The organism is Enterobacter sp. 301B, from assembly GCF_003850715.1.
Classification (GTDB): domain Bacteria; phylum Pseudomonadota; class Gammaproteobacteria; order Enterobacterales; family Enterobacteriaceae; genus Enterobacter; species Enterobacter intestinihominis.
Genome location: NZ_PQTC01000014.1, coordinates 40,287 through 66,893, shown reverse-complemented (window position 1 = coordinate 66,893; position 26,607 = coordinate 40,287). Strand labels below are relative to the sequence as shown.

Below are 26,607 nucleotides of genomic sequence, written 5' to 3'. Positions count from 1 at the left end.
GGACATACAAAGGGTTACGCCGACACCTTATCTTCCGCATCTGGCAGCTTCGGTACCAGCACGGTCGGTTTACTATCAATGCGCGTTACCAGCAGTTGGTCGATGCGGTAGTTATCAATATCCACCACTTCAAACTTGAAGCCAGAGAATTTCACCGAGTCGGTACGTTTCGGGATCTTACGCAGCATAAACATCATAAAGCCGCCGATGGTCTCGTAGTTTCCGGACTGCGGGAACTCGTCGATGTCGAGCACGCGCATGACGTCTTCAATTGGCGTACCACCATCGATCAGCCATGAGTTCTCATCACGCTGCACAATTTGTTCTTCCAGCCCCTGGCCGACCAGGTCGCCCATCAGCGTCGTCATGACGTCGTTGAGGGTGATAATGCCCACCACCAGCGCATATTCGTTCATGATCACCGCGAAGTCTTCACCGGCGGTTTTGAAACTTTCCAGCGCTTCGGAGAGCGTCAGGGTGTCCGGCACAATCAGGGTGTTACGGATCTGCACGCCGCTGTTCAGTGCCAGGCTCTGGTTTGCCAGTACGCGGTTCAGCAGGTCTTTGGAGTCCACATAGCCGATGATATGGTCGATATCTTCGTTACAGACCAGGAACTTGGAGTGCGGATGCTGCGCCACTTTGGTCTTCAGGCTCTGCTCGTCTTCATGCAGATCGAACCAGATGATGTTCTCACGGCCGGTCATGGAGGACGGCACGGTACGGGATTCCAGTTCGAAAACGTTCTCGATCAGCTCGTGCTCCTGCTTGCGCAGCACGCCTGCCAGCGCCCCGGCTTCCACCACCGCATAAATATCGTCGGAGGTGATGTCGTCTTTACGCACCATCGGCAGCTTGAAGATGCGGAAAATGACGTTCGCCAGGCCGTTGAAGAACCACACCAGCGGACGGAAGACATACAGGCAGAAGCGCATCGGGTTGATGATACGCAAAGCCACAGCTTCTGGCGCAATCATACCGATGCGTTTCGGGGTCAGGTCCGCGAATAGAATGAACAAACCGGTGACCAGCGAGAAGGAGAGGATGAAGCTCAACTGCTCGGCCAGCTCTGCGGACATGTACTTTACAAAGAGGCTATAAAACGCCGGAGAAAATGCTGCATCGCCCACGATACCGCCAAGAATGGCGACCGCGTTCAGGCCAATCTGCACCACGGTAAAGAACATGCCTGGGTTTTCCTGCATTTTCAGAATGCGTGATGCGTTGATGTTGCCCTCGTCGGCAAGCAGCTTCAGTTTGATTTTACGGGAGGCAGCCAGCGAGATCTCCGATATCGAGAAAAATGCACTGACGGCAATAAGACAAAGTATTACTAAAATACTGTTTAACATAGTTTATCCGGCTTCTCGCCAGATCCTCAGAAGGGGAGTTGATACCATTCGTGTGAAGACACATTGAACTCAGCTCGTAGCGTTGAGCCGATTATTTCAGCGGTAGTATAGCGTAAAGGCGTGTAAATCTGCCAGAGGTCACGTTTTCGGCAAAAAGTGGCCGGATGAAAAGGCAGTGAGTGGTTAAGTAATGAACTGACACTTTTGCTTACAGGCGCGCCACGCGGCTCGCGTGGCGCTGATGCAGTAATCAGTCCTGCTGTGGAGGCAGACAGACGCCGATGCCGCCAATGCCGCAGTAGCCGTACGGATTTTTATGCAGGTACTGCTGGTGGTCGTCTTCGGCATAGTAGAACGGTTTCGCAGTAGCGATTTCCGTCGTGACCTGACGTTTATCACCGGCTGCCTGCATCGCTTCCTGGAAACGCGTCAGGCTGGCGTGGGCCGCAGCCTCCTGCTCAGGGGTGAGCGGATAGATGGCCGAGCGGTATTGGGTGCCGTGATCGTTACCCTGACGCATGCCCTGCGCCGGGTCATGGTTTTCCCAGAACACCTGGAGCAACTGTTCATAGCTGATGACGCTCGGGTCATACACCACACGCACCGCTTCAGCATGACCGGTCTCACCGGAACAGACTTCGCGGTAGGTTGGGTTAGGCGTATATCCTCCGGTGTAGCCCGCAGCGGTGCTGTACACGCCCGGCAGTTGCCAGAACAGGCGTTCTACGCCCCAGAAGCAGCCCATGGCAAACAGGGCGATCTCCATTCCATCAGGAACGTTTGTCATTGAATGGTTGTTTACGGCGTGTAATGTCGCCACTGGCATAGGGGTGTTGCGTCCCGGTAACGCATCGGCTTGTGATACCAGATGCTTTTTATCAAATAAACTCACGGTGGGGCCTCCGGGGTAGCGTTGTTTCGGTTAAGGTTGTCACGAAGCGTTTAATTGAACACAATAAATGCGATGAATGAGTCTAGATTTAATCATAAGAAATATTTGGGTGTTAGGCCCTTTTTCAACCCGTAATTTGGGTTTTTGGCTTTCAGGCCGTATTTTGCCGCGGAGCGGCACTGCATTTGCTTCCAGGGTGGAAACAGGGATATTCAGGAGAAAACGTGACAAAGATCCGCCAGTTATGTTTAGTCAGTTTAATGCTGACAAGCGGGATTGCCAGCGCGGCGAATGTCCGTTTGCAGGTTGAGGGGTTATCCGGGGCGCTGGAAAAAAACGTGCGTGCGCAGCTTTCCACCATCCAGAGCGATGAAGTCACGCCGGATCGGCGTTTTCGCGCGCGCGTGGATGACGCCATTCGCGAAGGCTTAAAGGCGTTGGGGTACTACGAACCCACCATTGATTTCGATTTACGGCCGCCGCCGGCTAAAGGACGTCAGGTATTGATTGCCCGCGTCTCGCCGGGAGAACCCGTCCTGATTGGCGGCACGAACGTGGTGCTGCGCGGCGGTGCACGCACGGATCGTGACTACCTGGATCTGCTCAGCAACCGCCCGAAAGTGGGCACCGTGCTTAATCACGGGGATTACGATCGCTTTAAAAAATCCTTAACCAGCGTTTCGCTGCGCAAAGGCTACTTTGACAGCCAGTTCAACAAAAGCCAGCTGGGCGTTGCGCTTGAACGACGTCAGGCATTCTGGGATATCGATTACGACAGCGGCGAGCGCTATCGGTTTGGCGATGTAACCTTTGAAGGATCGCAAATCCGTGATGAGTATCTGCAAAACCTGGTGCCGTTTAAAAAGGGCGACTACTACCAGTCTAGCGACCTGGGCGAGCTGAACCGTCGTTTATCTGCCACCGGCTGGTTTAACTCCGTGGTGGTGGCACCGCAATTTGATAAATCCCGTAAAACGAAAGTGTTACCGCTGCATGGCGTGGTCTCACCGCGCACCGAGAACACCATTGAGACCGGTGTCGGCTACTCCACGGACGTCGGCCCGCGCGTGAAAGCCTCGTGGAAAAAACCGTGGATGAACTCCTACGGTCACAGCCTGACCACCAGCCTCAGCCTGTCTGCGCCTGAACAGCAGCTGGACTTCAGCTATAAAATGCCGCTGCTGAAAAATCCGCTTGAGCAATACTACCTCGTGCAGGGCGGCTTTAAACGTACCGATTTGAACGATACCGAGCAGGATTCGACGACGCTTGCGGTATCACGCTTCTGGGATCTCTCCAGCGGCTGGCAGCGCGCCATTAACCTGCGCTGGAGCCTTGACCACTTTACTCAGGCAAACGTCACCAACACCACCATGCTGCTCTATCCGGGCGTGATGATCAGCCGTACCCGCTCGCGCGGTGGCCTGATGCCGACCTGGGGCGATTCACAGCGCTACTCCATCGATTATTCCAACTCCGCCTGGGGCTCAGACGTGGATTTCTCCGTCGTGCAGGCGCAAAACGTCTGGATCCGTACCCTCTACGACAAGCACCGCTTTGTGGTTCGCGGCAACCTGGGCTGGATCGAAACCGGTGACTTCGAACGCGTTCCGCCAGATCTGCGTTTCTTCGCCGGGGGCGACCGCAGCATTCGCGGCTATAAGTACAAATCGATCTCACCTGAAAACGAGAAAGGCCAATTGACCGGGGCCTCTAAACTGGCGACCGGCTCGCTGGAGTATCAGTACAACGTCAGCGGCAAATGGTGGGGCGCCATGTTTGTCGACAGCGGCGAGGCGGTGAACGACATCCGCCGCAGCGATTTCAAAACCGGCGCGGGTGTGGGCGTGCGCTGGCAGTCACCGGTCGGGCCGATCAAGCTCGATTTCGCCGTTCCGGTGGGCGACAAAGAAGAACACGGTTTACAGTTTTACATCGGTCTGGGGCCTGAATTATGAGTTTATGGAAGAAGATAAGCCTCGGGGTGCTGATTTTTATCGTATTACTGCTCGGTACGGTGGCATTTCTGGTGGGTACCACCACGGGTCTGCATCTGCTGTTTAACGCCGCGAACCGCTGGGTGCCAGGGCTGGAAATCGGCCAGGTGATGGGCGGCTGGCGCGATCTGCGCCTGAAGAATATTCGTTATGAACAGCCCGGCGTGGCGGTGAACGCGGGCGAATTTCATCTGGCGGTAAAGCTCGGCTGCCTGCGGGACAGCCAGCTTTGCGTAAACGATCTGTCGCTAAAAGATGTGAACGTGGCGATAGACTCCAAAAAAATGCCGAAGTCTGAGCCTGTCGAGGAAGAGGACAGCGGCCCGCTGAATCTCTCCACGCCGTACCCGATTGCGCTCTACCGGGTCGCGCTGGATAACGTCAATATCAAAATCGACGACACGACGGTATCGGTGATGGATTTCACCTCCGGTCTGCGCTGGCAGGAGAAAAACCTCACCCTGACCCCAACCTCCCTGCAAGGGCTGCTGATTGCGCTGCCGAAGGTGGCCGACGTGGCGCAGGAAGAGATCGTCGAGCCGAAGATCCAGAACCCGCAGCCGGAAGAAAAACCGCTGGGTGAAACGCTGAAAGATCTCTTCTCGAAACCGGTTCTGCCGGAGATGACCGACGTGCATCTGCCGCTGAACCTCAATATCGAAGAGTTTAAAGGCGAGCAGTTGCGTCTGACCGGCGATACCGATCTGACGGTCTTCAACATGCTGCTTAAAGTCAGCAGTATCGACGGCAACATGAAGCTCGACGCGCTGGATATCGATACCAACCAGGGGTCGGTAAACGCCTCAGGCAATGCGCTGCTGCGCGATAACTGGCCGGTAGATATTACCCTTAACAGCGCCCTGAACATCGATCCGCTGAAAGGCGAGAAGGTGAAGGTGAAAGTCGGCGGCGCGCTGCGCGAGAAGCTGGAGTTCGGCGTGAACCTCTCCGGCCCTGTGGATATGGTACTGCGCGGGCAAACCCAGCTGGCAGAGGCCGGTCTACCGCTCAACCTTGAGATTGTCAGCAAGCAGCTTTACTGGCCGTTCACCGGTGAAAAGCAGTTCCAGGCCGACGATCTAAAGCTGAAGCTGAGTGGCAAAATGACCGACTACACGCTGTCGTTCCGTACGGCAGTGAAGGGGCAGGGAGTACCGCCCGCCGATATTACTCTGGATGCGAAGGGTAACGAGTTGCAGGTTAACCTCGACAAGCTGACCGTGGCGGCGCTGGAAGGGAAAACCGAGCTGACCGCGCTGCTCGACTGGCAGCAGGCGATCAGCTGGCGCGGCGAGCTGAAGCTGACCGGGATCAACACCGCTAAAGAGGTCCCGGACTGGCCGTCAAAACTGGATGGCCTGATCAAAACCCGCGGTAGCCTGTACGGTGGCACCTGGCAGATGGACGTGCCGGAACTCAAGCTCACCGGCAACGTGAAGCAGAACAAAGTCAACGTAGAGGGCTCGCTTAAGGGCAACAGCTATCTCCAGTGGGTGATCCCGGGCCTGCACGTGGCGCTGGGCCGCAACACGGCAGATATCAAAGGCGAGCTGGGGGTGAAAGATCTCGATCTGGATGCCACCATCGACGCGCCAAATCTCGATAACGCCCTGCCGGGTCTTGGTGGGACGGCGAAGGGGTTAGTGAAGGTTCGCGGTACAGTGGAGGCGCCGCAGCTGCTGGCGGACATCACCGCCAATAACCTGCGCTGGCAGGAACTTTCCATTGCCCGCGTGCGCGTCGAAGGGGACGTGAAATCCACCGATCAGATCGGCGGAAACCTGGACCTGCGCGTGGAGCGTATCTCCCAGCCGGACGTGAACATCAGTCTGGTCACGCTGGCGGCAAAAGGTAACGAAAAGCAGCACGATCTCCAGCTGCGCGTGCAGGGCGAGCCGGTCTCCGGGCAGCTGCACCTGACGGGCAGTTTTGACCGCCAGGCAACGCGCTGGAAGGGCGTGCTGGATAACACCCGCTTCAGCACGCCGGTCGGCCCGCTGGTGCTGTCCCGATCCATCGCGCTGGACTACCGCAATGCGGAGCAAAAGATCAGCATTGGGCCACACTGCTGGACCAACCCGAATGCTGAGCTGTGCGTGCCGCAGACCATTGATGCGGGCGCGGAAGGACGCGCGCAGATCAACCTCAACCGTTTTGACCTGGCGATGCTGAAACCGTTTATGCCGGAAACCACCCAGGCCAGCGGGGTCTTCAGCGGTAAAGCGGACGTCGCGTGGGACACCACTAAAGAGGGACTGCCGCAGGGCAGCGTTACCCTCTCCGGGCGTAACGTGAAGGTGACGCAGGAGGTCAATGACGCGCCGCTGCCGGTGGCGTTCGACACCCTGAATGTGAACGCTGACCTGCGTAACAATCGTGCGGAACTGGGATGGCTTATTCGTCTGACCAACAACGGTCAGCTTGACGGACAGGTGCAAATTACCGATCCGCAAGGGCGGCGCAATCTCGGCGGCAACGTCAATATTCGCAACTTCAACCTGGCGATGGTGAATCCGATTTTCTCGCGGGGAGAAAAGGCGGCGGGGATGCTCAGCGCCAACCTGCGTCTGGCGGGGGATGCGCAAAGCCCGCAGCTGTTTGGCCAGATGCGGTTAAACGGCGTGGACATTGACGGTAACTTTATGCCGTTCGATATGCAGCCAAGCCAGCTGACGATGAACTTTAACGGCCAAAGCTCAACCCTCAGTGGCTCAGTGCTGACACAGCAGGGACAAATCAACCTGACTGGTGACGCAGACTGGAGCCAGCTCGACAACTGGCGCGCCCGTATTGCGGCCAAGGGCAGCAGGGTGCGTATCACGGTACCGCCGATGGTGCGCCTGGACGTGTCGCCAGACGTGGTCTTTGAGGCAACGCCGAGTCTCTTCACCCTGGACGGCCGCGTCGACGTGCCCTGGGCGCGCATCGTGGTTCACGAAGTGCCGGAAAGCGCGGTTGGCGTCTCCAGTGATGAAGTTATGCTCAATGAAAATCTGAAACCTGTTGAACAGAAGAGCGCTGGCATACCGATCAATAGTAATCTTATTGTGCACGTGGGGAATAACGTGCGTTTGGACGCGTTTGGGCTGAAGGCGAGACTCACGGGTGACCTGAAGGTGGCGCAGGATCAACAGGGGCTTGGCCTCAATGGACAAATCAATATTCCTGAAGGGCGCTTCCATGCCTACGGTCAGGATTTGATTGTGCGTAAAGGTGAGCTGCTGTTCTCCGGCCCACCGGATCAGCCGGTACTCAATATCGAAGCGATCCGTAACCCGGAAGCCACCGAAGATGATGTGATTGCGGGCGTGCGCGTGACGGGCTCCGCCGATGAACCTAAGGCAGAGATCTTCTCTGACCCGGCCATGTCGCAACAGGAAGCGCTTTCCTACCTGCTGCGCGGCCAGGGTCTGGATAGCCAACAGGGCGATGGTGCGGCAATGACATCGATGTTAGTCGGTCTGGGGGTTGCACAAAGTGGTCAGGTTGTGGGTAAAATCGGCGAGACGTTTGGCGTAAGCAATCTGGCGCTGGACACTCAGGGCGTGGGTGACTCTTCGCAGGTAGTGGTCAGCGGCTATGTACTGCCGGGTCTACAGGTAAAATATGGCGTGGGGATCTTTGACTCACTGGCTACACTCACGTTACGTTATCGCCTGATGCCTAAGCTATATCTGGAAGCAGTGTCCGGCGTAGACCAGGCACTTGATCTGCTCTATCAGTTTGAGTTTTAGCAATGCGAATATTTGTTTATGGCAGTTTACGAACCAAGCAAGGCAACAGCCACTGGATGACCAACGCCCAGTTGCTGGGAAATTACACAATCGAAAACTACCAGTTGTACAGTCTGGGCCACTATCCAGGCGCGGTTCCGGGGAACGGAACGGTACAGGGTGAGGTTTATCGTATTGATAATGCTACGCTGGCCGAACTTGATGCCTTGCGCACCAGGGGCGGTGAATACGCTCGCCAGTTGATCCAGACGCCTTACGGCAGTGCATGGATGTATGTGTACCAACGTTCGGTCAACGGGTTAACGCTGATTGAAAGCGGTAACTGGTTAGACAGAGACCAGTTCTGAAAAACGACAGCGCCACCGTAAGGTGGCGTTATCGTTTTGCGTCTCTTGCTGATTGTTGGCCCGTGCAAGCGTAGCGCCGCCGGGCGCATCGAAAGGCACAAAAAAGCCCCGACGCGCGGGGCTTAGTATCAGCAGTAAGAATTACTTCTTAGCAGCACGCTCGAAAGAGGCGATGATTTCTGCTTTCGCCGCTTCTGCGTTATCCCAGCCTTCAACTTTAACCCATTTGCCTTTTTCGAGATCTTTGTAGTGCTCGAAGAAGTGGGCGATCTGCGCTTTCAGCAGCTCTGGCAGGTCGTTCACATCTTTAATGTGATCGTACTCTTTGCTCAGCTTGGTGTGCGGTACGGCTACCAGTTTCGCATCTTCACCCGCTTCGTCAGTCATTTTCAGCACGCCAACAGGACGGCAGCGAATGACGGAGCCTGGCTGCAATGGGTATGGCGTTGGGACCAGTACGTCAACCGGATCACCGTCCAAAGACAGAGTGTGGTTGATGTAGCCGTAGTTGCACGGATAGAACATGGCGGTAGACATGAAACGGTCAACGAACAGCGCACCGGTGTCTTTGTCGATTTCGTATTTGATTGGATCTGCGTTAGCCGGGATTTCGATCACAACGTAGATGTCTTCTGGCAGTTCTTTACCCGCAGGGACGTTGAGTAAGCTCATGTCGGTGTCCTTTAAAATGGATGGTAACAAGTGGCAGGTATTATAGCCAACTGGCGCTGAAAGTCTTCGCCTGTTTTCGTCTTATCTCCCTCGCGCTTTCACTTTTCAGACCGTTTCCATGACAGGATAATCCATAAACTCAGCCGCATTTTAAATGTGGAAATGAAAGCGATTACAAACTTGTGATTAACGTTTTATTCACTTTTCTGAAGTGTGATGTAACGCAATCCGTAACATATTCCATTGGCTATAGTTCATCCGCAGAACATCTTTTAACCAACAATAACCTACCCTACGAGGACGTTCATATGTGGAAGCGCTTACTTCTTGTTACAGCAGTTTCGGCAGCCATGTCGTCTATGGCGATGGCCGCACCGTTAACCGTTGGATTTTCGCAGGTCGGATCTGAATCCGGCTGGCGCGCCGCTGAAACGAACGTGGCGAAAAGTGAGGCCGAAAAGCGCGGTATTACCCTGAAAATCGCCGATGGTCAGCAAAAGCAAGAGAATCAGATTAAAGCGGTGCGCTCTTTTATCGCTCAGGGCGTGGATGCCATCTTTATCGCCCCGGTTGTTGCCACGGGCTGGGAACCGGTGCTGAAGGAAGCTAAAGAGGCTGAAATTCCTGTGTTCCTGCTCGACCGTTCCATCGACGTAAAAGACAAATCTCTCTATATGACCACCGTCACCGCCGATAACGTGCTGGAAGGCAAACTGATTGGTGACTGGCTGGTGAAGCAGGTGGATGGCAAGCCGTGTAACGTGGTTGAGTTGCAGGGCACCGTCGGGGCGAGCGTGGCTATCGACCGTAAGAAAGGTTTCGCGGAGGCCATCGCCAAAGCACCAAACATCAAGATCATCCGTTCTCAGTCCGGCGACTTCACCCGCAGCAAAGGTAAAGAGGTCATGGAAAGCTTCATCAAGGCAGAAAATAACGGCAAAAATATCTGCATGGTTTACGCCCACAACGACGACATGGTGATCGGCGCCATCCAGGCCATCAAAGAAGCGGGCCTGAAGCCGGGCAAAGATATTCTCACCGGCTCGATCGACGGCGTACCGGACATCTACAAAGCGATGATTGACGGCGAAGCGAACGCCAGCGTGGAGCTGACGCCGAACATGGCGGGCCCGGCATTCGATGCGCTGGAGAAATTCAAGAAAGACGGCACCCAGCCTGAGAAGTTGACCATCACCAAATCCACGCTCTACCTGCCGGACACGGCGAAAGAAGAGTTAGAGAAGAAGAAAAATATGGGCTACTAAGCTCAGCCCCTCCTCACCCTAGCCCTCTCCCCGGAGGGGAGAGGGAAAAGGGCAGTTTGGGCAGAAAATTAAAGACTGGCACGAATAATCCCCTCTCCCCTCCGGGGAGAGGGTCAGGGTGAGGGGAAACCATGACCACCGAACAACACCAGGAAATCCTCCGCACAGAGGGCCTGAGTAAATTTTTCCCTGGCGTTAAGGCGCTGGATAACGTTGATTTCAGCCTGCGGCGTGGGGAGATCATGGCGTTGCTCGGCGAAAACGGGGCGGGGAAGTCGACGCTGATTAAAACCCTGACCGGGGTCTATCACGCCGATCGCGGCGCTATCTGGCTGGAAGGTAATGCTATTTCGCCCAAAAACACCGCGCATGCGCAGCAACTGGGGATCGGCACGGTCTACCAGGAAGTGAACCTGCTGCCAAACATGTCGGTAGCGGATAACCTGTTTATTGGCCGCGAGCCCAGACGTTTTGGCCTGCTGCGCCGTAAAGAGATGGAAGCGCGCGCCGCGAAGCTGATGGAATCGTATGGCTTCTCTCTCGACGTGCGCGAACCGCTGAACCGTTTTTCCGTGGCGATGCAGCAGATCGTGGCGATCTGTCGCGCTATCGATCTCTCGGCGAAAGTGCTGATCCTCGATGAACCCACCGCCAGCCTCGATACCCAGGAAGTGGAGATGCTTTTTACCCTGATGCGCCAGCTGCGCGATCAGGGCGTGAGCCTGATCTTTGTTACGCACTTCCTCGATCAGGTTTACGAGGTAAGCGACCGTATTACGGTGCTGCGCAACGGCGGCTTTGTCGGCTGCCGGGAAACCCGCGAGCTGCCGCAGATTGAGCTGGTCAAAATGATGCTGGGCCGCGAGCTGGAGACCAACGCACTCCAGCGTGCGGGCCGCACGCTGCTGAGCGAAAAACCGATCGCCGCGTTTCACGATTACGGCAAAAAAGGGACCATCGCGCCGTTTAACCTCGAGGTACGCCCCGGTGAAATTGTGGGTCTGGCAGGGCTGTTAGGCTCCGGGCGCACCGAAACCGCCGAAGTGATCTTCGGGATCAAACCTGCCGACAGCGGAACGGCGCTGATCAAAGGCAAACCGCAAACGCTACGTTCACCGCATCAGGCGTCGTGCCTCGGCGTGGGCTTCTGCCCGGAGGACAGAAAAACGGACGGGATTATTGCCGCCGCCTCGGTGCGGGAAAACATCATTCTGGCGCTACAGGCCCAGCGCGGCTGGCTGCGTCCGATCCCTAAGCGCGAGCAGAACGCGATTGCCGAGCGCTTCATCCGCCAGCTCGGTATCCGTACCCCGAGCGCGGAACAGCCCATCGAGTTCCTCTCGGGCGGTAATCAGCAGAAGGTGTTGCTCTCGCGCTGGCTGCTGACCAAACCGCAGTTCCTGATCCTCGACGAGCCCACGCGCGGTATCGACGTGGGCGCGCATGCCGAAATCATCCGGCTTATCGAAACGCTGTGCGCCGACGGTCTGGCGCTGCTGGTGATCTCGTCTGAGCTGGAGGAGCTGGTTGGCTATGCCGATCGCGTCATCATCATGCGCGATCGCAGGCAGGTGGCAGAGATCCCGCTGGATAAACTGTCGGTTCCGGCGATCATGAATGCCATCGCGGCGTAAGGAGTCATATGTGATGTCCCGTTCTCTTTCGCAAACTGGCGAAGCGAAGCGCCGCTTCAGCTGGCCGACCGGCACGCCGCAAATCGTGGCGCTGCTGCTGGTGCTGCTGGTGGATAGCCTGGTGGCTCCGCATTTCTTCCAGATCGTCGTGCAGGATGGCCGCCTGTTTGGTAGCCCGATCGACATCTTAAACCGTGCCGCGCCCGTGGCACTGCTGGCGATGGGTATGACGCTGGTCATTGCCACCGGCGGGATCGACCTCTCCGTCGGTGCGGTAATGGCGATTGCGGGCGCCACCGCCGCCTCGATGACCGTTGCCGGGCACAGCCTGCCGGTGGTTCTGCTGGCCGCGCTGGGCTCCGGTGTATTAGCCGGGCTGTGGAACGGCATTCTGGTCGCGGTGCTCAAGATCCAGCCGTTTGTCGCGACGTTGATTTTGATGGTGGCCGGGCGCGGTGTGGCGCAGCTTATCACCTCCGGTCAAATCGTCACCTTTACCTCCCCGAATCTTGCGTGGATCGGCAGCGGTAATTTTCTGTTCTTCCCGACCCCGGTGATCGTCGCGCTGGTGACGCTGGTGGTGTTCTGGCTTTTCACCCGCAAAACGGCGCTCGGGATGTTCATCGAAGCGGTGGGGATTAACATTCGGGCCGCGAAAAACGCCGGGGTAAATACACGGCTGATGGTGATGCTGACCTATGTGCTGAGCGGCGTCTGTGCTGCGATTGCCGGGGTGATTGTGGCGGCCGACATTCGCGGGGCGGATGCCAACAACGCCGGACTCTGGCTGGAGCTTGATGCGATCCTCGCGGTGGTTATCGGCGGTGGGTCGCTGATGGGCGGACGTTTTAATCTGCTGCTCTCGGTGGTGGGGGCGTTAATTATTCAGGGTATGAATACCGGTATTTTGCTCTCCGGGTTCCAGCCGGAACTTAATCAGGTCGTCAAAGCGGTCGTGGTGCTTATCGTACTTATCGTGCAGTCGCCGCGCTTTATCACTCTCATTAAGGGGTTCCGCGGTCATGATAAAACGTAATTTGCCGTTAATGATCACGCTGGGCGTGTTCGTGCTGGGATACCTTTATTGCCTGACCCAGTTCCCGGGCTTCGCCTCCACGCGGGTGATTTGCAACATCCTGACCGACAACGCCTTTTTAGGCATTATCGCCGTCGGCATGACGTTTGTGATCCTCTCCGGCGGGATCGATCTCTCCGTTGGGTCGGTGATCGCCTTTACCGGCGTTTTCCTTGCCAAGGCGATTGGCTTTTGGGGCATTTCGCCGCTGCTGGCGTTTCCGCTGGTGCTGGTCATGGGCTGCGCATTCGGCGCCTTTATGGGGCTTTTGATCGACGCGCTGAAAATACCGGCGTTTATCATCACCCTCGCCGGGATGTTCTTCCTGCGCGGCGTGAGCTATCTGGTGTCGGAGGAGTCAATTCCGATTAACCATCCGATCTACGACACGCTCTCCAGCCTTGCGTGGAAAATTCCCGGTGGAGGGCGCCTGAGCGCAATGGGGCTGCTGATGCTGGGCGTGGTGGTGATCGGGATCTTCCTCGCTCACCGTACCCGGTTTGGTAACCAGGTTTATGCCATTGGCGGCAGCGCCACGTCCGCGAACCTGATGGGGATTTCCACGCGCAGCACCACCATCCGCATCTATATGCTTTCGACCGGCCTTGCCACGCTCGCGGGGATTGTGTTTTCGGTATACACCCAGGCAGGCTATGCCCTGGCGGGGGTGGGCGTTGAGCTTGACGCCATTGCCTCGGTGGTGATTGGCGGTACGCTGCTCAGCGGCGGGGTAGGGACGGTGCTCGGTACGCTGTTTGGCGTGGCGATCCAGGGGCTGATTCAGACCTATATCAACTTCGACGGCAAACTCAGCTCCTGGTGGACCAAAATCGCCATCGGTATTCTGCTGTTTATTTTTATCGCGCTCCAGCGCGGCCTGACGGTGCTGTGGGAGAACCGCCAGAGCTCGCCTGTTACCCGTGTGAATACATCTTTAACAGGGCGATAACATGCTGAAATTGCTTAAACTCTAAACATTTTCCGGTAGCGGTCGATACTCTTTTTTTATGCCCAGAAATATCTCGCTACCGGAAATAACATCATGCTTAAAACGCTATCGATTCGTACCGGCTTGCTCTCTTTACTGGCCGTTATGACCCTTCTGCTGCTGATTGTCAGCGGCATTGGCATTTATGCCCTTACGCAAAGTTCTGCTTCTCTCCAGCGCATCAATCATCTTCAGGGTGAACAGATGGTGCAGCTAAATGCCGGCTATACGCTGATCCTGCGCGCGCGTAACGAAGCGGGACAGGCCGTCCGCATGATGGAGGTCGGCCTGCTGGACGATGCGGCCAGGGCGGTCAAAACCATTAACCAGGAAGTGGCGCTGGCACAGAAAACGCTGAAGGGCGTGATCGGCGGCGGCGTGGCGGATGAGCAGGGGCAAAAGCTGCTGGATAACGTCGCCTCGAGCCTGGCGGTGTACAACCAGCAGGGTATCAGCCCGATGCTGAAAGCCCTGAACGAGCAAAGCGCGGACGGCTATTACGATCTGCTGGAAAGCAAGCTGGTCCCGGTGGCGAAGCAGTTTGATAACGATATGCAGGCGTTCCAGACGTGGAGCGAGGCGCGCGGCAAAGCGGAGGTGAGCGCCGTGCAGGCGAGTAAAACCCGTGTGCTGATCCTGATTATCGTCGCGGCGCTGCTGACGGCAGGCATTATCGTGCTGGCCTGGCTGGTGCTGCGCCATATGCTCCTCAAGCCGCTTTCAGCCTCAATTGTCCAGCTGGAGCACGTAGCGGCCGGGGATTTAACCCACACCCTGAACGCGCCCGCGAGCCAGGAATTTAATCGCCTCAACGCGGTCATCGAAGAGATGCGCCAGTCGCTGATGAATTCCGTTCTGCGGGTGCGTGACGCCAGCTCGCAGATTGATACCGGCAGCCGCGAGCTGACGGCAGGGAACCTGAACCTGGCCCAGCGCACGGAATCCACCGCCACCTCGCTGGAGCAGACGGCCGCCAGCATGGAAGAGATCACCGCCACGGTGAAACTTAACGCCGATAACGCCGGGCAGGCGCACCAGCTGGCGCAGTCGGTCTCCGATACCGCCGATCATGGCAGCGAAATGGTCTGCTACGTCATTGAGAAGATGCGCGACATCGCCGGCAGCTCGGCGCGCATCGCCGATATCCTGAGCGTCATCGACGGCATTGCCTTCCAGACCAATATTCTGGCGCTGAACGCCTCCGTGGAAGCGGCGCGCGCGGGCGAGCAGGGACGGGGTTTTGCGGTCGTGGCGGGTGAGGTGCGCAATCTCGCCAGCCGCAGTGCCGATGCGGCGAAAGAGATCCGCTCGCTTATCAGCGATTCGCAAACCCACGTGAACGAGGGCAGCGAGCTGGCGCAACAGGCCGGTGAGACGATGGACGAGATCGCCACTGAAGTGCTGCGTATGACCAAACTGATGCGAGAAATTGCGACGGCGTCTCAGGAGCAGAGCCGCGGTATTGAGCAGGTTAACATTGCCGTCAATCAGATGGATGAAACGGCGCAACAAAATGCGGCGCTGGTTCAGCAGTCCTCTGTGGCAACGCGTTCCCTGGAGGAACAATCGCGCGAGCTGATGGAGGCGATGGCATCCTTCAAACTGACGGCGCAAACGGCATGATAAAAATAGGGGAGCCTGTCGGGCTCCCCTATTTACGCGTTACGCGTCCGGGAATTCGCGGATCATGCGTTCAACGTCTTCCACCATGTGGTCGTTGCCGACAAAGAACGAACGGCGCTGGTGCAGGCTTTCCGGCACGATATCCAGAATACGCTCTTTACCGTCACTCGCTTTGCCGCCTGCCTGTTCGGCCAGGAATGCCATCGGGTTGCACTCGTACAGCAGACGCAGTTTTCCGTCCGGGTGGCTGGCGGTGCTTGGGTAGAGGTAAATACCACCCTTCAGCAGGTTACGGTGGAAATCCGCCACCAGCGAGCCGATATAGCGCGAGGTGTACGGGCGCTGGGTGGCTTTATCCTCTTCCTGGCAGAATTTGATGTACTTCTTCACGCCATTCGGGAATCGGATGTAGTTGCCTTCGTTGATGGAGTAGGTATTGCCCTTCTCCGGGAAGCGCATGCGCTCCTGGCTCAGACAGAAAACGCCCAGCGACGGATCGTAGGTAAAGGCGTGCACGCCGCAGCCGGTGGTGTACACCAGCATGGTGGATGAGCCATACACCACGTAACCGGCAGCAACCTGCTTGCTGCCCGGCTGCAGGAAGTCTTCTTCCGTCACCGGTGTGCCAACCGGGGTGACGCGACGGTAGATGGAGAAAATGGTACCGACAGAAACGTTAACGTCGATGTTGGAGGAGCCGTCCAGCGGATCCATCAGAACAACGTATTTTGCGTGTTCACACCCTTCGAATACGACGATCTCATCTTCTTCTTCAGAGGCGATACCCGCAACGATGTCGCGCGCGCGCAGTGCTGCTTTCAGTTTTTCATTGGCGAACAGGTCGAGTTTCTGCTGAACCTCACCCTGAACGTTCTCGGCACCGCTGGCACCCAGGATATCGACCAGACCGGCCTTGTTGATATCGCGGTGGATGATCTTAGCGCCCAGCTTTATTGCCGACAGCAAAGCAGTGAGCTCACCCGTAGCATGAGAGAACTCGTGCTGCTTTTCGACAATAAATTCACCTAACGTTTTCATAACACTTTCCCTGCATCTTATGTTGAGTAAAGCGGTTGATGTCCAACAATCTTAACAAACATTCAAATATTAGCGCAGAGGTGAATCGCGCCAGCAAAATACGGATTTACCTGAAATGCGTTTCACAGCCGCTGACATGTGAGTAAAATGTGCGCCACATTGAAGAAGGATAGTGACGTATGCGCATTCATATATTGGGGATTTGTGGCACTTTCATGGGCGGACTGGCAATGCTGGCGCGCTCGCTGGGCCATGAAGTGACAGGTTCGGACGCCAATGTGTATCCGCCAATGAGCACGCTGCTGGAGAAGCAGGGGATTTCTCTGATTCAGGGATATGACGCCAGCCAGCTCGAGCCGCAGCCGGATCTGGTGATCGTTGGTAACGCCATGACCCGTGGGAATCCATGCGTTGAAGCGGTGCTGGAACGCAATATCCCGTACATGTCTGGCCCGCAGTGGCTGCATGACTTTGTCCTGCGCGACCGCTGGGTTGTCGCCGTTGCCGGGACGCACGGCAAAACCACCACCGCCGGTATGGCGACCTGGATCCTCGAAGCCTGCGGCTACAAGCCGGGGTTCGTGATCGGCGGCGTGCCGGGGAATTTCGACGTCTCCGCGCGTCTGGGCGACAGCCCGTTCTTTGTGATTGAAGCGGATGAATACGACTGCGCGTTCTTCGACAAGCGCTCCAAGTTCGTGCATTACTGCCCACGCACGCTGATCCTCAACAACCTTGAGTTCGATCACGCGGATATCTTTGACGACCTGAAAGCGATTCAGAAACAGTTCCACCATCTGGTGCGCATTGTTCCGGGTCAGGGCCGCATTATCCTGCCGGAGAACGACATCAACCTGAAGCAGACTATGGCGATGGGGTGCTGGAGCGAGCAGGAGCTGGTTGGCGAGCAGGGGCACTGGCAGGCGAAAAAGCTCAACGCGGATGCTTCCGAATGGGAAGTGCTGCTCGACGGCGAAAAAGTGGGCGAAGTGAAGTGGGGCCTGGTGGGTGAGCACAATATGCACAACGGCCTGATGGCGATCGCCGCGGCGCGTCACGTGGGCGTACTGCCTGCGGATGCCGCCAATGCGCTGGGTTCATTCATTAACGCCCGCCGCCGTCTGGAGCTGCGTGGTGAAGCGAATGGCGTGACGGTGTACGACGATTTCGCGCACCACCCAACCGCCATTCTGGCGACGCTTGCCGCATTGCGTGGCAAAGTTGGCGGCACCGCGCGTATTCTGGCCGTGCTGGAACCGCGTTCGAACACCATGAAAATGGGGATATGCAAAGACGATCTCGCGCCGTCCTTAGGGCGTGCCGACGAGGTCTTCCTCCTGCAACCGCAGCATATTCCGTGGCAGGTGGCCGAAGTGGCCGACGCCTGCATTCAGCCAGCGCACTGGAGTGCGGACGTGGATGTCTTAGCGGATATGGTGGTGAAAGCCGCACAGCCTGGCGATCACATTCTGGTGATGAGCAACGGCGGGTTTGGTGGGATCCATCAGAAGCTGCTGGACGGTCTGGCGAAGAAAGCCGCGGCCGCAGAGTAAAAAAAGGCCCGGTGGCGCTAGCGCTTACCGGGCCTACATTTTTTCGCACGACCTTGTAGGCCGGATAAGGCGTTTACGCCGCCATCCGGCGCAAACCCGCACAGATTACTCTTCGTTCTCAGACAGCTCGCGCAGATACTGGAAAATCAGACGCGCAGACTTCGGCGGCTTATTCCCTTCTTTCTCTTTCTTCGCGTTACGGATCAAAGAACGCAGCTGCTGGCGGTCGGCATTCGGCCACAGGTTCAGCACTTCAGGTACCGCGTCATCACCTTGCTCGATCAGACGGTCGCGGATCTGCTCCAGCTTATGGAACAGCGCAACCTGCTGGTTGTGGCGGTTCTTAAGTTTATCCAGCGCCTGACGGATCGGCTCAACATCGCGCTGACGCAGCAGTTTCCCGATAAGCTGAAGCTGGCGGCGACGCCCTTCTTTCTTGATTTTCTGTGCCAGTTCAATGGCATCACGCAGATCCTGGTCGAGCGGGATCTTATCCAGCGCGTTCTTACCCAGTTCTACCATTTCTGCGCCAAGCTGTTTTAACTCTTCGGCGTCACGTTTAATTTCACTTTTACTGACCCAGATGATCTCATCATCTTCGTCTTCGATGTCATCACCGGGAACGTCGTCGAGCCAGTCTTCGGGCTGCTTAGTCATGTCAGGCTCCTTAAAAAAAGAGGCTAATGTTACCAGTTAAGACGCGCACTGAAAAACGGTTCTCTGTTAGACTTCACTTAACTCTCTCTTACAGTATGGCATTTGCGATGAAAGTAACCTCACAAGTTGAAGCGCAGCGTAAGATCCTGGAAGAAGCCGTCTCCACCGCGCTGATGCTCGCTTCAGGTAAATCAGATGGCGCCGAAGTGGCGGTCAGCAAAACCACCGGCATTAGCGTGAGCACCCGCTATGGCGAAGTGGAGAATGTAGAATTTAACAGCGATGGCGCGCTGGGGATCACGGTGTATCACCAGAATCGCAAAGGCAGCGCGTCGTCTACCGATCTCAGCCCGGATGCCATCGCCCGTACAGTGCAGGCGGCGCTGGATATCGCGCGGTACACCTCCCCGGATCCTTACGCTGGCGTGGCTGATAAAGAGCTGCTGGCGTTTGACGCGCCGGATCTCGATCTGTTCCATCCGGCGGAAGTGACCCCGGATGAAGCCATTGAGCTGGCCTCGCGCGCCGAGCAGGCGTCTTTGCAGGCTGACAAACGCATCACCAATACCGAAGGCGGCAGCTTTAACAGCCACTACGGCATCAAAGTGTTTGGTAACTCCCATGGCATGTTGCAGGGGTACTGCTCAACCCGCCACTCGCTTTCCAGCTGCGTGATCGCCGAAGAGAACGGCGATATGGAGCGTGATTACGCGTATACCATTGGCCGCGCGCTGGGGGATTTGCAGTCTCCGGAGTGGGTGGGAAAAGAGTGCGCCGAACGTACGCTGTCACGCCTCTCGCCGCGTAAACTCTCCACCATGAAAGCCCCGGTCATTTTTGCCAACGAAGTGGCAACCGGTCTGTTTGGTCATCTGGTGGGGGCGATTGCGGGTGGTTCGGTGTACCGTAAATCGACCTTCCTGCTCGACTCGCTGGGCAAGCAGATCCTGCCGGAATGGCTGACCATCGAAGAGCACCCGCACCTGCTGAAAGGGCTGGCCTCCACGCCGTTCGACAGCGAAGGCGTGCGCACGGAGCGCCGGGATATCGTTAAAGACGGCATTCTGACCCAGTGGCTGCTGACCAACTACTCCGCGCGTAAGCTGGGGCTGAAAAGCACCGGGCACGCGGGCGGCATTCATAACTGGCGCATTGCCGGGCAGGGCCTGAATTTTGAACAGATGCTGAAAGAGATGGGCACCGGTCTGGTGGTCACCGAGCTGATGGGGCAGGGCGTGAGCGGTATCACCGGCGACTACTCTCGCGGCGCAGCGGGCTTCTGGGTGGAAAACGGTGAAATTCAGTATCCGGTGAGCGAAATCACCATCGCCGGCAACCTCAAGGACATGTGGCGCAATATTGTTACGGTCGGTAACGATATTGAAACACGCAGCAATATTCAGTGTGGTTCTGTATTACTGCCGGAGATGAAAATCGCCGGGCAATAATCCCCGTAAAAGCCTGATTTATAATAAAAAAAGGAAGTTAGCAATGCGTAAACACCTGTTAGCGATCGTCGCGGCTTCAACGCTGGTTCTTGGTTCATCTGCGTTTGCTGCCGATCTTGAAGACAACATGGACATCCTCAGTCAAAACCTGAAGGTGGTGCAGAAAACCGACGATGCGGCGGAGATGAAAGACGCACTGACCAAAATGCGTGAAGCGGCGCTGGATGCGCAAAAAGCGACGCCGCCGAAGCTGGAAAGCAAAGCGGCGGACAGCGCCGAGATGAAAGACTACCGCCACGGTTTTGACGTGCTGGTCGGCCAGATCGACGGCGCGCTGAAGCTGGCGAACGAAGGCAAAGTGAAGGAAGCCCAGGCGGCAGCCGACCAGTTTGCGGCGACCCGCAACGCGTATCACAAAAAGTATCGTTGATAGTCTGGATGAGCGGGGCGCGTTAAGCATCCCCGCTCACACTCTTCTCCCTCCCCATAAGAAAACCTTATCCACGTCACATTTCTACGAGCCTGCTCGTAATCTTTTCCACTCCGCTTACCTGTTTAGTGCCGCGTAATAGCGTGATATTCATCACGTAAATCCAGCGATTAATCCAGATTCACCGCATTTATGTGGCACAGATCACTGCCGCGGCTCGCCTTTCCACTTCGAAGTGGAAAACAACTCGCTACAAACAACGCCCCCTCGACGTTAGTTTTATTCCAGAGCCATTAACGGGGTAAGACGAGTGATTAACGGAGCGGTAATGAACGACGTTGGGGAACAGGCGGTGCAAACAGAACAGCTCGCGAACACCATGCTTCAGCAGGTCTACGCCCTGCTGGCCCGGCACAACATCATCCCCAACGCGGTACAGGAGCAGATGCTGACCTCCCACGTTCGCGCAATGGCGCACCGGTCTGTGACCGGCGAGCCGCTGCCGGAGGTTGAAGCAGAGCTGTTCGACGAAATTTCACCAGATTCAATGCAACTTGCCCGTGAAGTGGTAGCGCAGTTTGGCAATCTTCCTGATGAAGAAGCCTGGCTGCTCTCCGTTCACTTCGAAGTCGCGAAAGACAACCTTTAAGGAGCAACACATGGAACAGATTACAGTCGTGATTGGCGATCGCCTGGGTAAAGGTCAGAAAGTGGCTGCGGGTGTGGAAAAAGCCGGCGGACGCGCGGTTGTCGTACCGGGCATGGCAGCGGATATGAAGCTCGGTGACGTGATGAAAGCAGAAAACGCCACCTTCGGGATCTCGTTCTGCGGCAGCGGCGGCGCGGGTGCCATCACCGCCCAGACCAAATACGGCTACAAGGCCAAATACGGCATGCGCTCCGTGGATGAGGGGGTGACCGCTATCAACGAAGGCTGCAACGTGCTGGGCTTTGGCTTTATGGATAAAGAAGAGCTGGGCGAGCGTCTGGTACAGGCGTGGCAGAAGAAATACGGCGCGTAAGCATGAAAGAACAGTTCACGACCACGGTGAGAGTGAAGGGGAAGGGCGATGCCAAAGCGCGCGCCTTTGCCGACGCCCTCAACCACGTACAGGCCGCGGTGATGAAAGCCTCACCGCATATCTTACTGCGTATTGAGCCACAGGATGTGCAGGTTGTTCAGGCGCAAGAAGCGGTGCGAAAAGAAGCGTTTTTGTTCTTCTTTCTGCGTCGGGAAAGACGCACCTACAGCGTGGAGCTGGATGTGACCGTCAACGTGACCGCCATCAATCTCGACCAGGTGGATTTCGTCACGCAACGCTGATTATTCATAAAAGGGCAGACTGATGTTCTTAATTATATTAATAAAATCGCTCATCATTGGCGGCCTGGTTGGCGTCGGTGTTGGAGCCGGGGCTGCACGCATGTTTCATGCGCCTACCACTCAGGGTATGGGCGCGTTTCGTACATTGGGGGAACTGAACTCCTGTGAAGGGGATCCGGCGTCCCACTTCTCCTTTGGGTTAGGTTTCTTCTTTAACGCCTGGGCCTCTTCCGTGGCCGCAGGTGCCTTCACACAGGACGTTGACCACCGCATCATCCCGAACTGGGGTGCTGCTGCACTGATGATCAAAAACCGTAACGTCGGTGAAACGCTGCATGACCCGCGCAAAATGGCGATTGCCTGCGGCATTATCGGCATGATTGTCGTGACCTTCCTTAACCTGACCGCCTCCTCCGTTCCGGCTGCGCTTCAGGTCACCGCCGTGAAGGTGCTGGTGCCTGCCGCGAACCTGCTGGTCAACACCGTGATGCCGGTGATCTTCTGGCTGGCAGCCATCGACGCGGGTAAAAAATCGGGCTTCTGGGCCACCATCTTTGGCGGCGCAGCGCAGCTGATCATGGGTAACGCCGTGCCGGGCCTGGTGCTGGGGATCCTGATCGGTAAAGGCGTGGAAGAGAGCGGCTGGAACCACGTCACCAAAGTGATGATGGCGGCGATCGTCCTGCTGTTTGTGCTGAGCGGCTTCTTCCGCGGCTTCGACATGAAGATGATCGAATCCTTCCATCTGACCGTGCCGAACTGGCTCGATATGATCCACAACTCGCTCAGCGGTAAATAACAGGAGCCTCGACATGGAACAGAATAAAGGTTTTTGGTATGCCGACTGGTCGTTCCCGATCTTCGTTGGCCTGCTCTCCTCCGGCGTCTTCGCCGGGACGCACATGTACTACCTCTACGGTATCGGCGCGTTTAACGAAGTGGCCTTCGTGGCGATGCTGAAAGCGGGAATCGATACCGGCGTTTACGGCGCGGTGGCGGCGTTCGGCGCAAGCTTCCTGTTCGCCCGTATCATCGAAGGGTCGCTGGTCGGGATTCTCGACATCGGCGGGGCGATCCAGACCGGCGTGGGCCTCGGCGTACCGGCGCTGCTGCTGGGCGCGGGGATCATGTTCCCGGTGACCAACTTTATTGCCTCGCTGATTACCGGCCTGGTGATTGGTCTGGCGATTGGCTACGTCATCATCCTGGCGCGTAAGTTCACCATCAACCAGAGTAACTCCACCTACGGTGCAGACGTGATGATGGGCGCGGGTAACGCCTCCGGCCGCTTCCTCGGGCCGTTGATTATCCTCAGCGCCATGACCGCCTCCATTCCAATCGGCGTCGGTTCCCTGGTGGGCGCGCTGCTGTTCTACATCTGGCAGAAGCCGATTACCGGTGGCGCCATCCTCGGCGCAATGATTTTGGGCTGGCTGTTCCCGGTCGCCCTTTAATACCTGCGGGCGCTTCGGTGCCCGCCTTATCAGGAGAACCCCATGTTTGATCTACTCCTGCGCCGTGCGCGCCTCGCCGACGATACCCTGACCGATATCGCCATTCAGGACGGGAAGATCGCCGCGACAGGCCAAATTGACGCTCCCGCTCGTAAAACGGTTGAGCTTAACGGTGACGTGTTCGTCAGCGCGGGCTGGATTGACTCCCACGTCCACTGCTACCCGAACTCCCCGATCTACCACGACGAGCCGGACAGCGTGGGCATTGCCACCGGCGTCACCACCGTGGTGGACGCGGGCAGTACCGGGGCCGACGACGTGGATGATTTTTACGCCATCACCCGCAAAGCATCCACCGAGGTGTTTGCCCTGCTGAACATCTCCCGCGTGGGGCTGATTGCCCAGAACGAGCTGGCCAATATGGCCAATATTGATGCTGATGCGGTGAAGCAGGCGGTGACGCGCTACCCGGATTTTATCGTCGGCCTGAAGGCGCGCATGAGCAGCAGCGTGGTCGGTGAAAACGGCATTACCCCGCTGGAGCGTGCGAAAGCGATTCAAAAAGAGAATGGCGACCTGCCGCTGATGGTGCACATCGGCAACAACCCGCCGAACCTTGATGAGATTGCCGAGCTGTTAAGCTCCGGCGACATCATTACCCACTGCTACAACGGCAAGCCCAACCGCATTCTGACGCCCTCCGGCGAGCTGCGCGCCTCCATTACGTCTGCGCTGAAGCGCGGCGTGCGTCTGGACGTCGGCCACGGCACGGCGAGCTTCAGCTTTGAGGTGGCGAAACGCGCCATCGCGATGGGCATTCTGCCGCACACCATCAGCTCGGATATCTACTGCCGCAACCGCATCAACGGCCCGGTCGGCTCGCTGGCAAGCGTGATGTCGAAATTCCTCGCCATCGGCATGTCATTGCCGCAGGTGATTGACTGCGTCACCGCCAACGCCGCAGACGGCCTGCGCCTGACGCGCAAAGGCCGCATTCAGCCTGGTCTCGACGCTGATCTGACGCTGTTCACCCTCAAACGCCAGCCGACGGTGCTGACGGATGCTGAAAACGACAGCCTGCAGGCTGAACACATTCTGGTGCCGCTTGCCGCGATCCGCGCGGGCAAGGGCTACATGACCGAACAAGGGAGCACGGAACATGCCTTCGATTTATGAGAAGTACAACTTAAAGCAGGTTATCAACACCTCTGGCCGCATGACGGCGCTGGGTGTCTCCACGCCGCGCCCGGAAGTGGTGCAGGCGGCGATGGACGGCATGAATCACTATTTCGAGATAAAGGATCTGGTCAATAAAACCGGCGAATACATCGCGAAGTTGCTGGAGGTGGAAGGCGCAACGGTGGTCTCCTGCGCGTCAGCGGGCATTGCCCAGTCCGTGGCGGCGGTACTGGTGAAAGACAGCGACTGGCTGCTGGAAAACCTGCACGTCACACCGATTGAGAACAACGAGATCGTCCTGCCGAAAGGCCACAACGTTAACTTTGGCGCGCCGGTAGGCACCATGGTAGCGCTGGGTGGCGGCAGGCTGGTGGAAGCGGGCTACGCCAACGAATGCTCTGCCGATCAGCTGGCGGCGGCGATCACCCCGCGTACAGCGGCTATCCTCTACATTAAATCGCACCACTGCGTACAGAAAAGCATGCTCAGCGTCGAGCAGGCGGCGGTGGTGGCGCGTAAACACGACCTGCCGCTGATCGTTGATGCCGCGGCGGAAGAAGATCTGCATACCTATTACCGCTCCGGCGCGGACCTGGTGATCTACAGCGGCGCGAAGGCGATTGAAGGCCCAACCAGCGGCCTGGTGATCGGCAAAACCCAGTACGTTGAGTGGGTGAAGCGCCAGACGGCGGGCATTGGCCGCGCGATGAAGGTGGGCAAAGAGGGGATCCTCGGCCTGACCTGCGCCATCGAACACTACCTGACGGCCACCAGGGAGAGCGGGGCCGAGATGGTGGCGAAGATGACGCCGTTTATTGACGCGCTCAACACCCTGAATGGCGTCACCGCCCGCGTGGTCTGGGACAGCGCGGGTCGCGATATCGCGCGCACCGAGATTAAGTTTGACGAAGCGACCACCGGCGTCGGCACCGGTGACCTGGTGAACGCGCTCAAGCAGGGCGAATACGCCATTTACTTCCGTGGCTATAAAGCTAACGAAGGGATTATCGAAGCGGATGTGCGCAGCGTGAATGCTGATCAGCTGAACATCGTGTACCGCCGTATTAGCGAAGTATTAGGACAGGAGAAAAAAGCATGAAACTGACCCCTAACTTTTACCGTGATCGCGTCTGCCTGAACGTGCTGGCAGGATCGAAAGCCAACGCCAGCGCCATTTACGAGGCGGCGGAAGGTCATGTGCTGGTGGGCGTGCTCTCCAAAAATTACCCCGACGTGGCGAGCGCCGTCGCGGATATGCGTGAGTATGCGGCCCTGATTGATAACGCGCTCTCCGTGGGGCTGGGCGCAGGCGATCCGAACCAGTCGGCGATGGTGAGTGAAATCTCCCGCCAGGTACAGCCGCAGCACGTCAATCAGGTCTTCACCGGCGTGGCCACCAGCCGCGCGCTGCTGGGGCAGAATGAGTCCGTGGTCAACGGCCTGGTCTCCCCGACCGGCACCGTCGGCATGGTGAAAATTTCCACCGGCCCGCTGAGCAGCAACGCGCCGGACGGCATTGTGCCGGTTGAAACCGCTATCGCCCTGCTGAAGGATTTCGGCGGAAGCTCAATCAAGTACTTCCCGATGGGCGGCCTCAAGTGCCGTGACGAGTATAAAGCGGTGGCGGAAGCCTGCGCCCGTCACGACTTCTGGCTGGAGCCGACCGGGGGAATCGATCTGGAGAACTTTGAGGAGATCCTGCAGATCGCCCTGGACGCGGGCGTGAGCAAAATCATCCCGCATATCTACAGCTCGATTATCGACAAAGCCAGCGGCGACACGCGTCCGGAAGATGTGCGTACGCTGCTGGAGATGACGAAGAAGCTGGTGAAGTAGAACCTGCCCTTCCCCTAACCCTCTCCCCAAAGGGGAGAGGGTGTAATCGTCCCCTCTCCCCTTTGGGGAGAGGGTTAGGGTGAGGGGAAACACACCGCACACACCCGAA

Annotated in this window: 24 protein-coding genes; 19 read left to right on the top strand and 5 right to left on the bottom strand. The window is 57.3% G+C overall.

Going from position 1 to position 26,607, the window contains the following annotated elements; all coding sequences use genetic code 11:
- Positions 1-14: 14 nt before the first annotated feature.
- The gene (locus tag C3451_RS16005) at positions 15-1,352 is read right to left on the bottom strand and encodes a hemolysin family protein (RefSeq protein ID WP_022646849.1); all 1,338 of its coding nucleotides are present in this window, start codon (positions 1,350-1,352) and stop codon (positions 15-17) included.
- 250 nt (positions 1,353-1,602) lie between these two features.
- Positions 1,603-2,244 carry a peptide-methionine (S)-S-oxide reductase MsrA gene (gene msrA / locus C3451_RS16000; RefSeq protein ID WP_003856057.1) on the bottom strand — a complete coding sequence of 214 codons (642 nt, stop codon included), beginning with the start codon at positions 2,242-2,244 and terminating at the stop codon, positions 1,603-1,605.
- A 224-nt stretch (positions 2,245-2,468) separates the two neighbouring features.
- Here msrA and tamA point away from each other — a divergent pair, with 224 nt between their 5' ends.
- The 3 genes from tamA to C3451_RS15985 are packed head-to-tail and all read left to right on the top strand — an operon-like array spanning position 2,469 to position 8,322.
- Positions 2,469-4,202, top strand: a complete 1,734-nt coding sequence (gene tamA, locus C3451_RS15995; RefSeq protein WP_022646850.1) for an autotransporter assembly complex protein TamA — start codon at positions 2,469-2,471, stop codon at positions 4,200-4,202.
- The gene (tamB, locus tag C3451_RS15990) at positions 4,199-7,975 is read left to right on the top strand and encodes an autotransporter assembly complex protein TamB (RefSeq protein ID WP_045620971.1); all 3,777 of its coding nucleotides are present in this window, start codon (positions 4,199-4,201) and stop codon (positions 7,973-7,975) included. The genes tamA and tamB overlap by 4 nt, the downstream gene beginning before the upstream one ends.
- Positions 7,976-7,977: 2 nt before the next feature.
- Positions 7,978-8,322, top strand: a complete 345-nt coding sequence (locus C3451_RS15985) for a gamma-glutamylcyclotransferase (protein WP_022646852.1) — start codon at positions 7,978-7,980, stop codon at positions 8,320-8,322.
- 141 nt (positions 8,323-8,463) lie between these two features.
- Here C3451_RS15985 and ppa read toward each other — a convergent pair whose 3' ends face one another.
- Entirely contained in the window at positions 8,464-8,994 is a 531-nt protein-coding gene (ppa, locus tag C3451_RS15980; RefSeq protein ID WP_006810347.1) for an inorganic diphosphatase, read from the bottom strand.
- Between the two features lie 308 nt (positions 8,995-9,302).
- Here ppa and ytfQ point away from each other — a divergent pair, with 308 nt between their 5' ends.
- The 5 genes from ytfQ to C3451_RS15955 all read left to right on the top strand — a co-directional run bounded on the left by ytfQ (position 9,303) and on the right by C3451_RS15955 (position 15,579).
- Positions 9,303-10,259: a galactofuranose ABC transporter substrate-binding protein YtfQ gene (ytfQ, locus tag C3451_RS15975; RefSeq protein WP_022646853.1), complete on the top strand. Its 957-nt coding sequence runs from the start codon at positions 9,303-9,305 to the stop codon at positions 10,257-10,259.
- Positions 10,260-10,390: 131 nt separating this feature from the next.
- Entirely contained in the window at positions 10,391-11,893 is a 1,503-nt protein-coding gene (gene ytfR / locus C3451_RS15970; RefSeq protein WP_022646854.1) for a galactofuranose ABC transporter, ATP-binding protein YtfR, read from the top strand.
- Positions 11,894-11,903: 10 nt separating this feature from the next.
- Positions 11,904-12,929, top strand: coding sequence for a galactofuranose ABC transporter, ATP-binding protein YtfT (gene ytfT, locus C3451_RS15965; RefSeq protein WP_161177600.1), 1,026 nt, complete (start codon positions 11,904-11,906; stop codon positions 12,927-12,929).
- Positions 12,916-13,917, top strand: a complete 1,002-nt coding sequence (gene yjfF, locus C3451_RS15960) for a galactofuranose ABC transporter, permease protein YjfF (RefSeq protein WP_124304345.1) — start codon at positions 12,916-12,918, stop codon at positions 13,915-13,917. The genes ytfT and yjfF overlap by 14 nt, the downstream gene beginning before the upstream one ends.
- Before the next feature lie 93 nt (positions 13,918-14,010).
- A complete protein-coding gene (locus C3451_RS15955) occupies positions 14,011-15,579 on the top strand; it encodes a methyl-accepting chemotaxis protein (protein ID WP_032676650.1) in 1,569 nt (522 codons plus the stop codon).
- Positions 15,580-15,618: 39 nt separating this feature from the next.
- Here the strand turns inward: C3451_RS15955 and fbp are convergent, their stop codons facing one another.
- Complete coding sequence (fbp, locus tag C3451_RS15950; RefSeq protein ID WP_022646858.1) at positions 15,619-16,617, bottom strand: class 1 fructose-bisphosphatase; 999 nt, start codon at positions 16,615-16,617, stop codon at positions 15,619-15,621.
- A 179-nt stretch (positions 16,618-16,796) separates the two neighbouring features.
- Here fbp and mpl point away from each other — a divergent pair, with 179 nt between their 5' ends.
- Entirely contained in the window at positions 16,797-18,170 is a 1,374-nt protein-coding gene (gene mpl / locus C3451_RS15945) for a UDP-N-acetylmuramate:L-alanyl-gamma-D-glutamyl-meso-diaminopimelate ligase (RefSeq protein ID WP_022646859.1), read from the top strand.
- A gap of 105 nt (positions 18,171-18,275) precedes the next feature.
- Here the strand turns inward: mpl and yjgA are convergent, their stop codons facing one another.
- Positions 18,276-18,827 (bottom strand): ribosome biogenesis factor YjgA, encoded by a 552-nt coding sequence (yjgA, locus tag C3451_RS15940; protein ID WP_003856072.1) that lies wholly within the window; start codon positions 18,825-18,827, stop codon positions 18,276-18,278.
- A gap of 95 nt (positions 18,828-18,922) precedes the next feature.
- Between yjgA and pmbA the strand changes: the two genes are divergently transcribed.
- From pmbA to C3451_RS15890, 10 genes are all read left to right on the top strand, one after another.
- Positions 18,923-20,275: a metalloprotease PmbA gene (gene pmbA, locus C3451_RS15935; protein WP_023299182.1), complete on the top strand. Its 1,353-nt coding sequence runs from the start codon at positions 18,923-18,925 to the stop codon at positions 20,273-20,275.
- Between the two features lie 43 nt (positions 20,276-20,318).
- Positions 20,319-20,705, top strand: coding sequence for a cytochrome b562 (gene cybC, locus C3451_RS15930; protein ID WP_022646861.1), 387 nt, complete (start codon positions 20,319-20,321; stop codon positions 20,703-20,705).
- Positions 20,706-21,015: 310 nt separating this feature from the next.
- On the top strand, positions 21,016-21,354 hold the full coding sequence (locus C3451_RS15925; RefSeq protein WP_026080657.1) for a PRD domain-containing protein: 339 nt from the start codon (positions 21,016-21,018) through the stop codon (positions 21,352-21,354).
- A 10-nt stretch (positions 21,355-21,364) separates the two neighbouring features.
- On the top strand, positions 21,365-21,727 hold the full coding sequence (locus C3451_RS15920) for an SFCGS family glycine-rich protein (protein WP_006810339.1): 363 nt from the start codon (positions 21,365-21,367) through the stop codon (positions 21,725-21,727).
- Between the two features lie 2 nt (positions 21,728-21,729).
- The gene (locus tag C3451_RS15915) at positions 21,730-22,029 is read left to right on the top strand and encodes a DUF4312 family protein (protein ID WP_006810338.1); all 300 of its coding nucleotides are present in this window, start codon (positions 21,730-21,732) and stop codon (positions 22,027-22,029) included.
- 22 nt (positions 22,030-22,051) lie between these two features.
- Positions 22,052-22,828 carry a DUF4311 domain-containing protein gene (locus C3451_RS15910; RefSeq protein ID WP_006810337.1) on the top strand — a complete coding sequence of 259 codons (777 nt, stop codon included), beginning with the start codon at positions 22,052-22,054 and terminating at the stop codon, positions 22,826-22,828.
- A gap of 13 nt (positions 22,829-22,841) precedes the next feature.
- Positions 22,842-23,483 carry a DUF4310 family protein gene (locus C3451_RS15905; protein ID WP_003856081.1) on the top strand — a complete coding sequence of 214 codons (642 nt, stop codon included), beginning with the start codon at positions 22,842-22,844 and terminating at the stop codon, positions 23,481-23,483.
- A gap of 42 nt (positions 23,484-23,525) precedes the next feature.
- Positions 23,526-24,659 carry an amidohydrolase/deacetylase family metallohydrolase gene (locus C3451_RS15900; protein ID WP_032625226.1) on the top strand — a complete coding sequence of 378 codons (1,134 nt, stop codon included), beginning with the start codon at positions 23,526-23,528 and terminating at the stop codon, positions 24,657-24,659.
- Positions 24,643-25,761, top strand: coding sequence for a DgaE family pyridoxal phosphate-dependent ammonia lyase (locus C3451_RS15895; RefSeq protein WP_022646863.1), 1,119 nt, complete (start codon positions 24,643-24,645; stop codon positions 25,759-25,761). Before C3451_RS15900 ends, C3451_RS15895 begins: the two co-directional genes overlap by 17 nt.
- Complete coding sequence (locus tag C3451_RS15890) at positions 25,758-26,498, top strand: KDGP aldolase family protein (protein ID WP_045620970.1); 741 nt, start codon at positions 25,758-25,760, stop codon at positions 26,496-26,498. The genes C3451_RS15895 and C3451_RS15890 overlap by 4 nt, the downstream gene beginning before the upstream one ends.
- Positions 26,499-26,607: the final 109 nt, after the last annotated feature.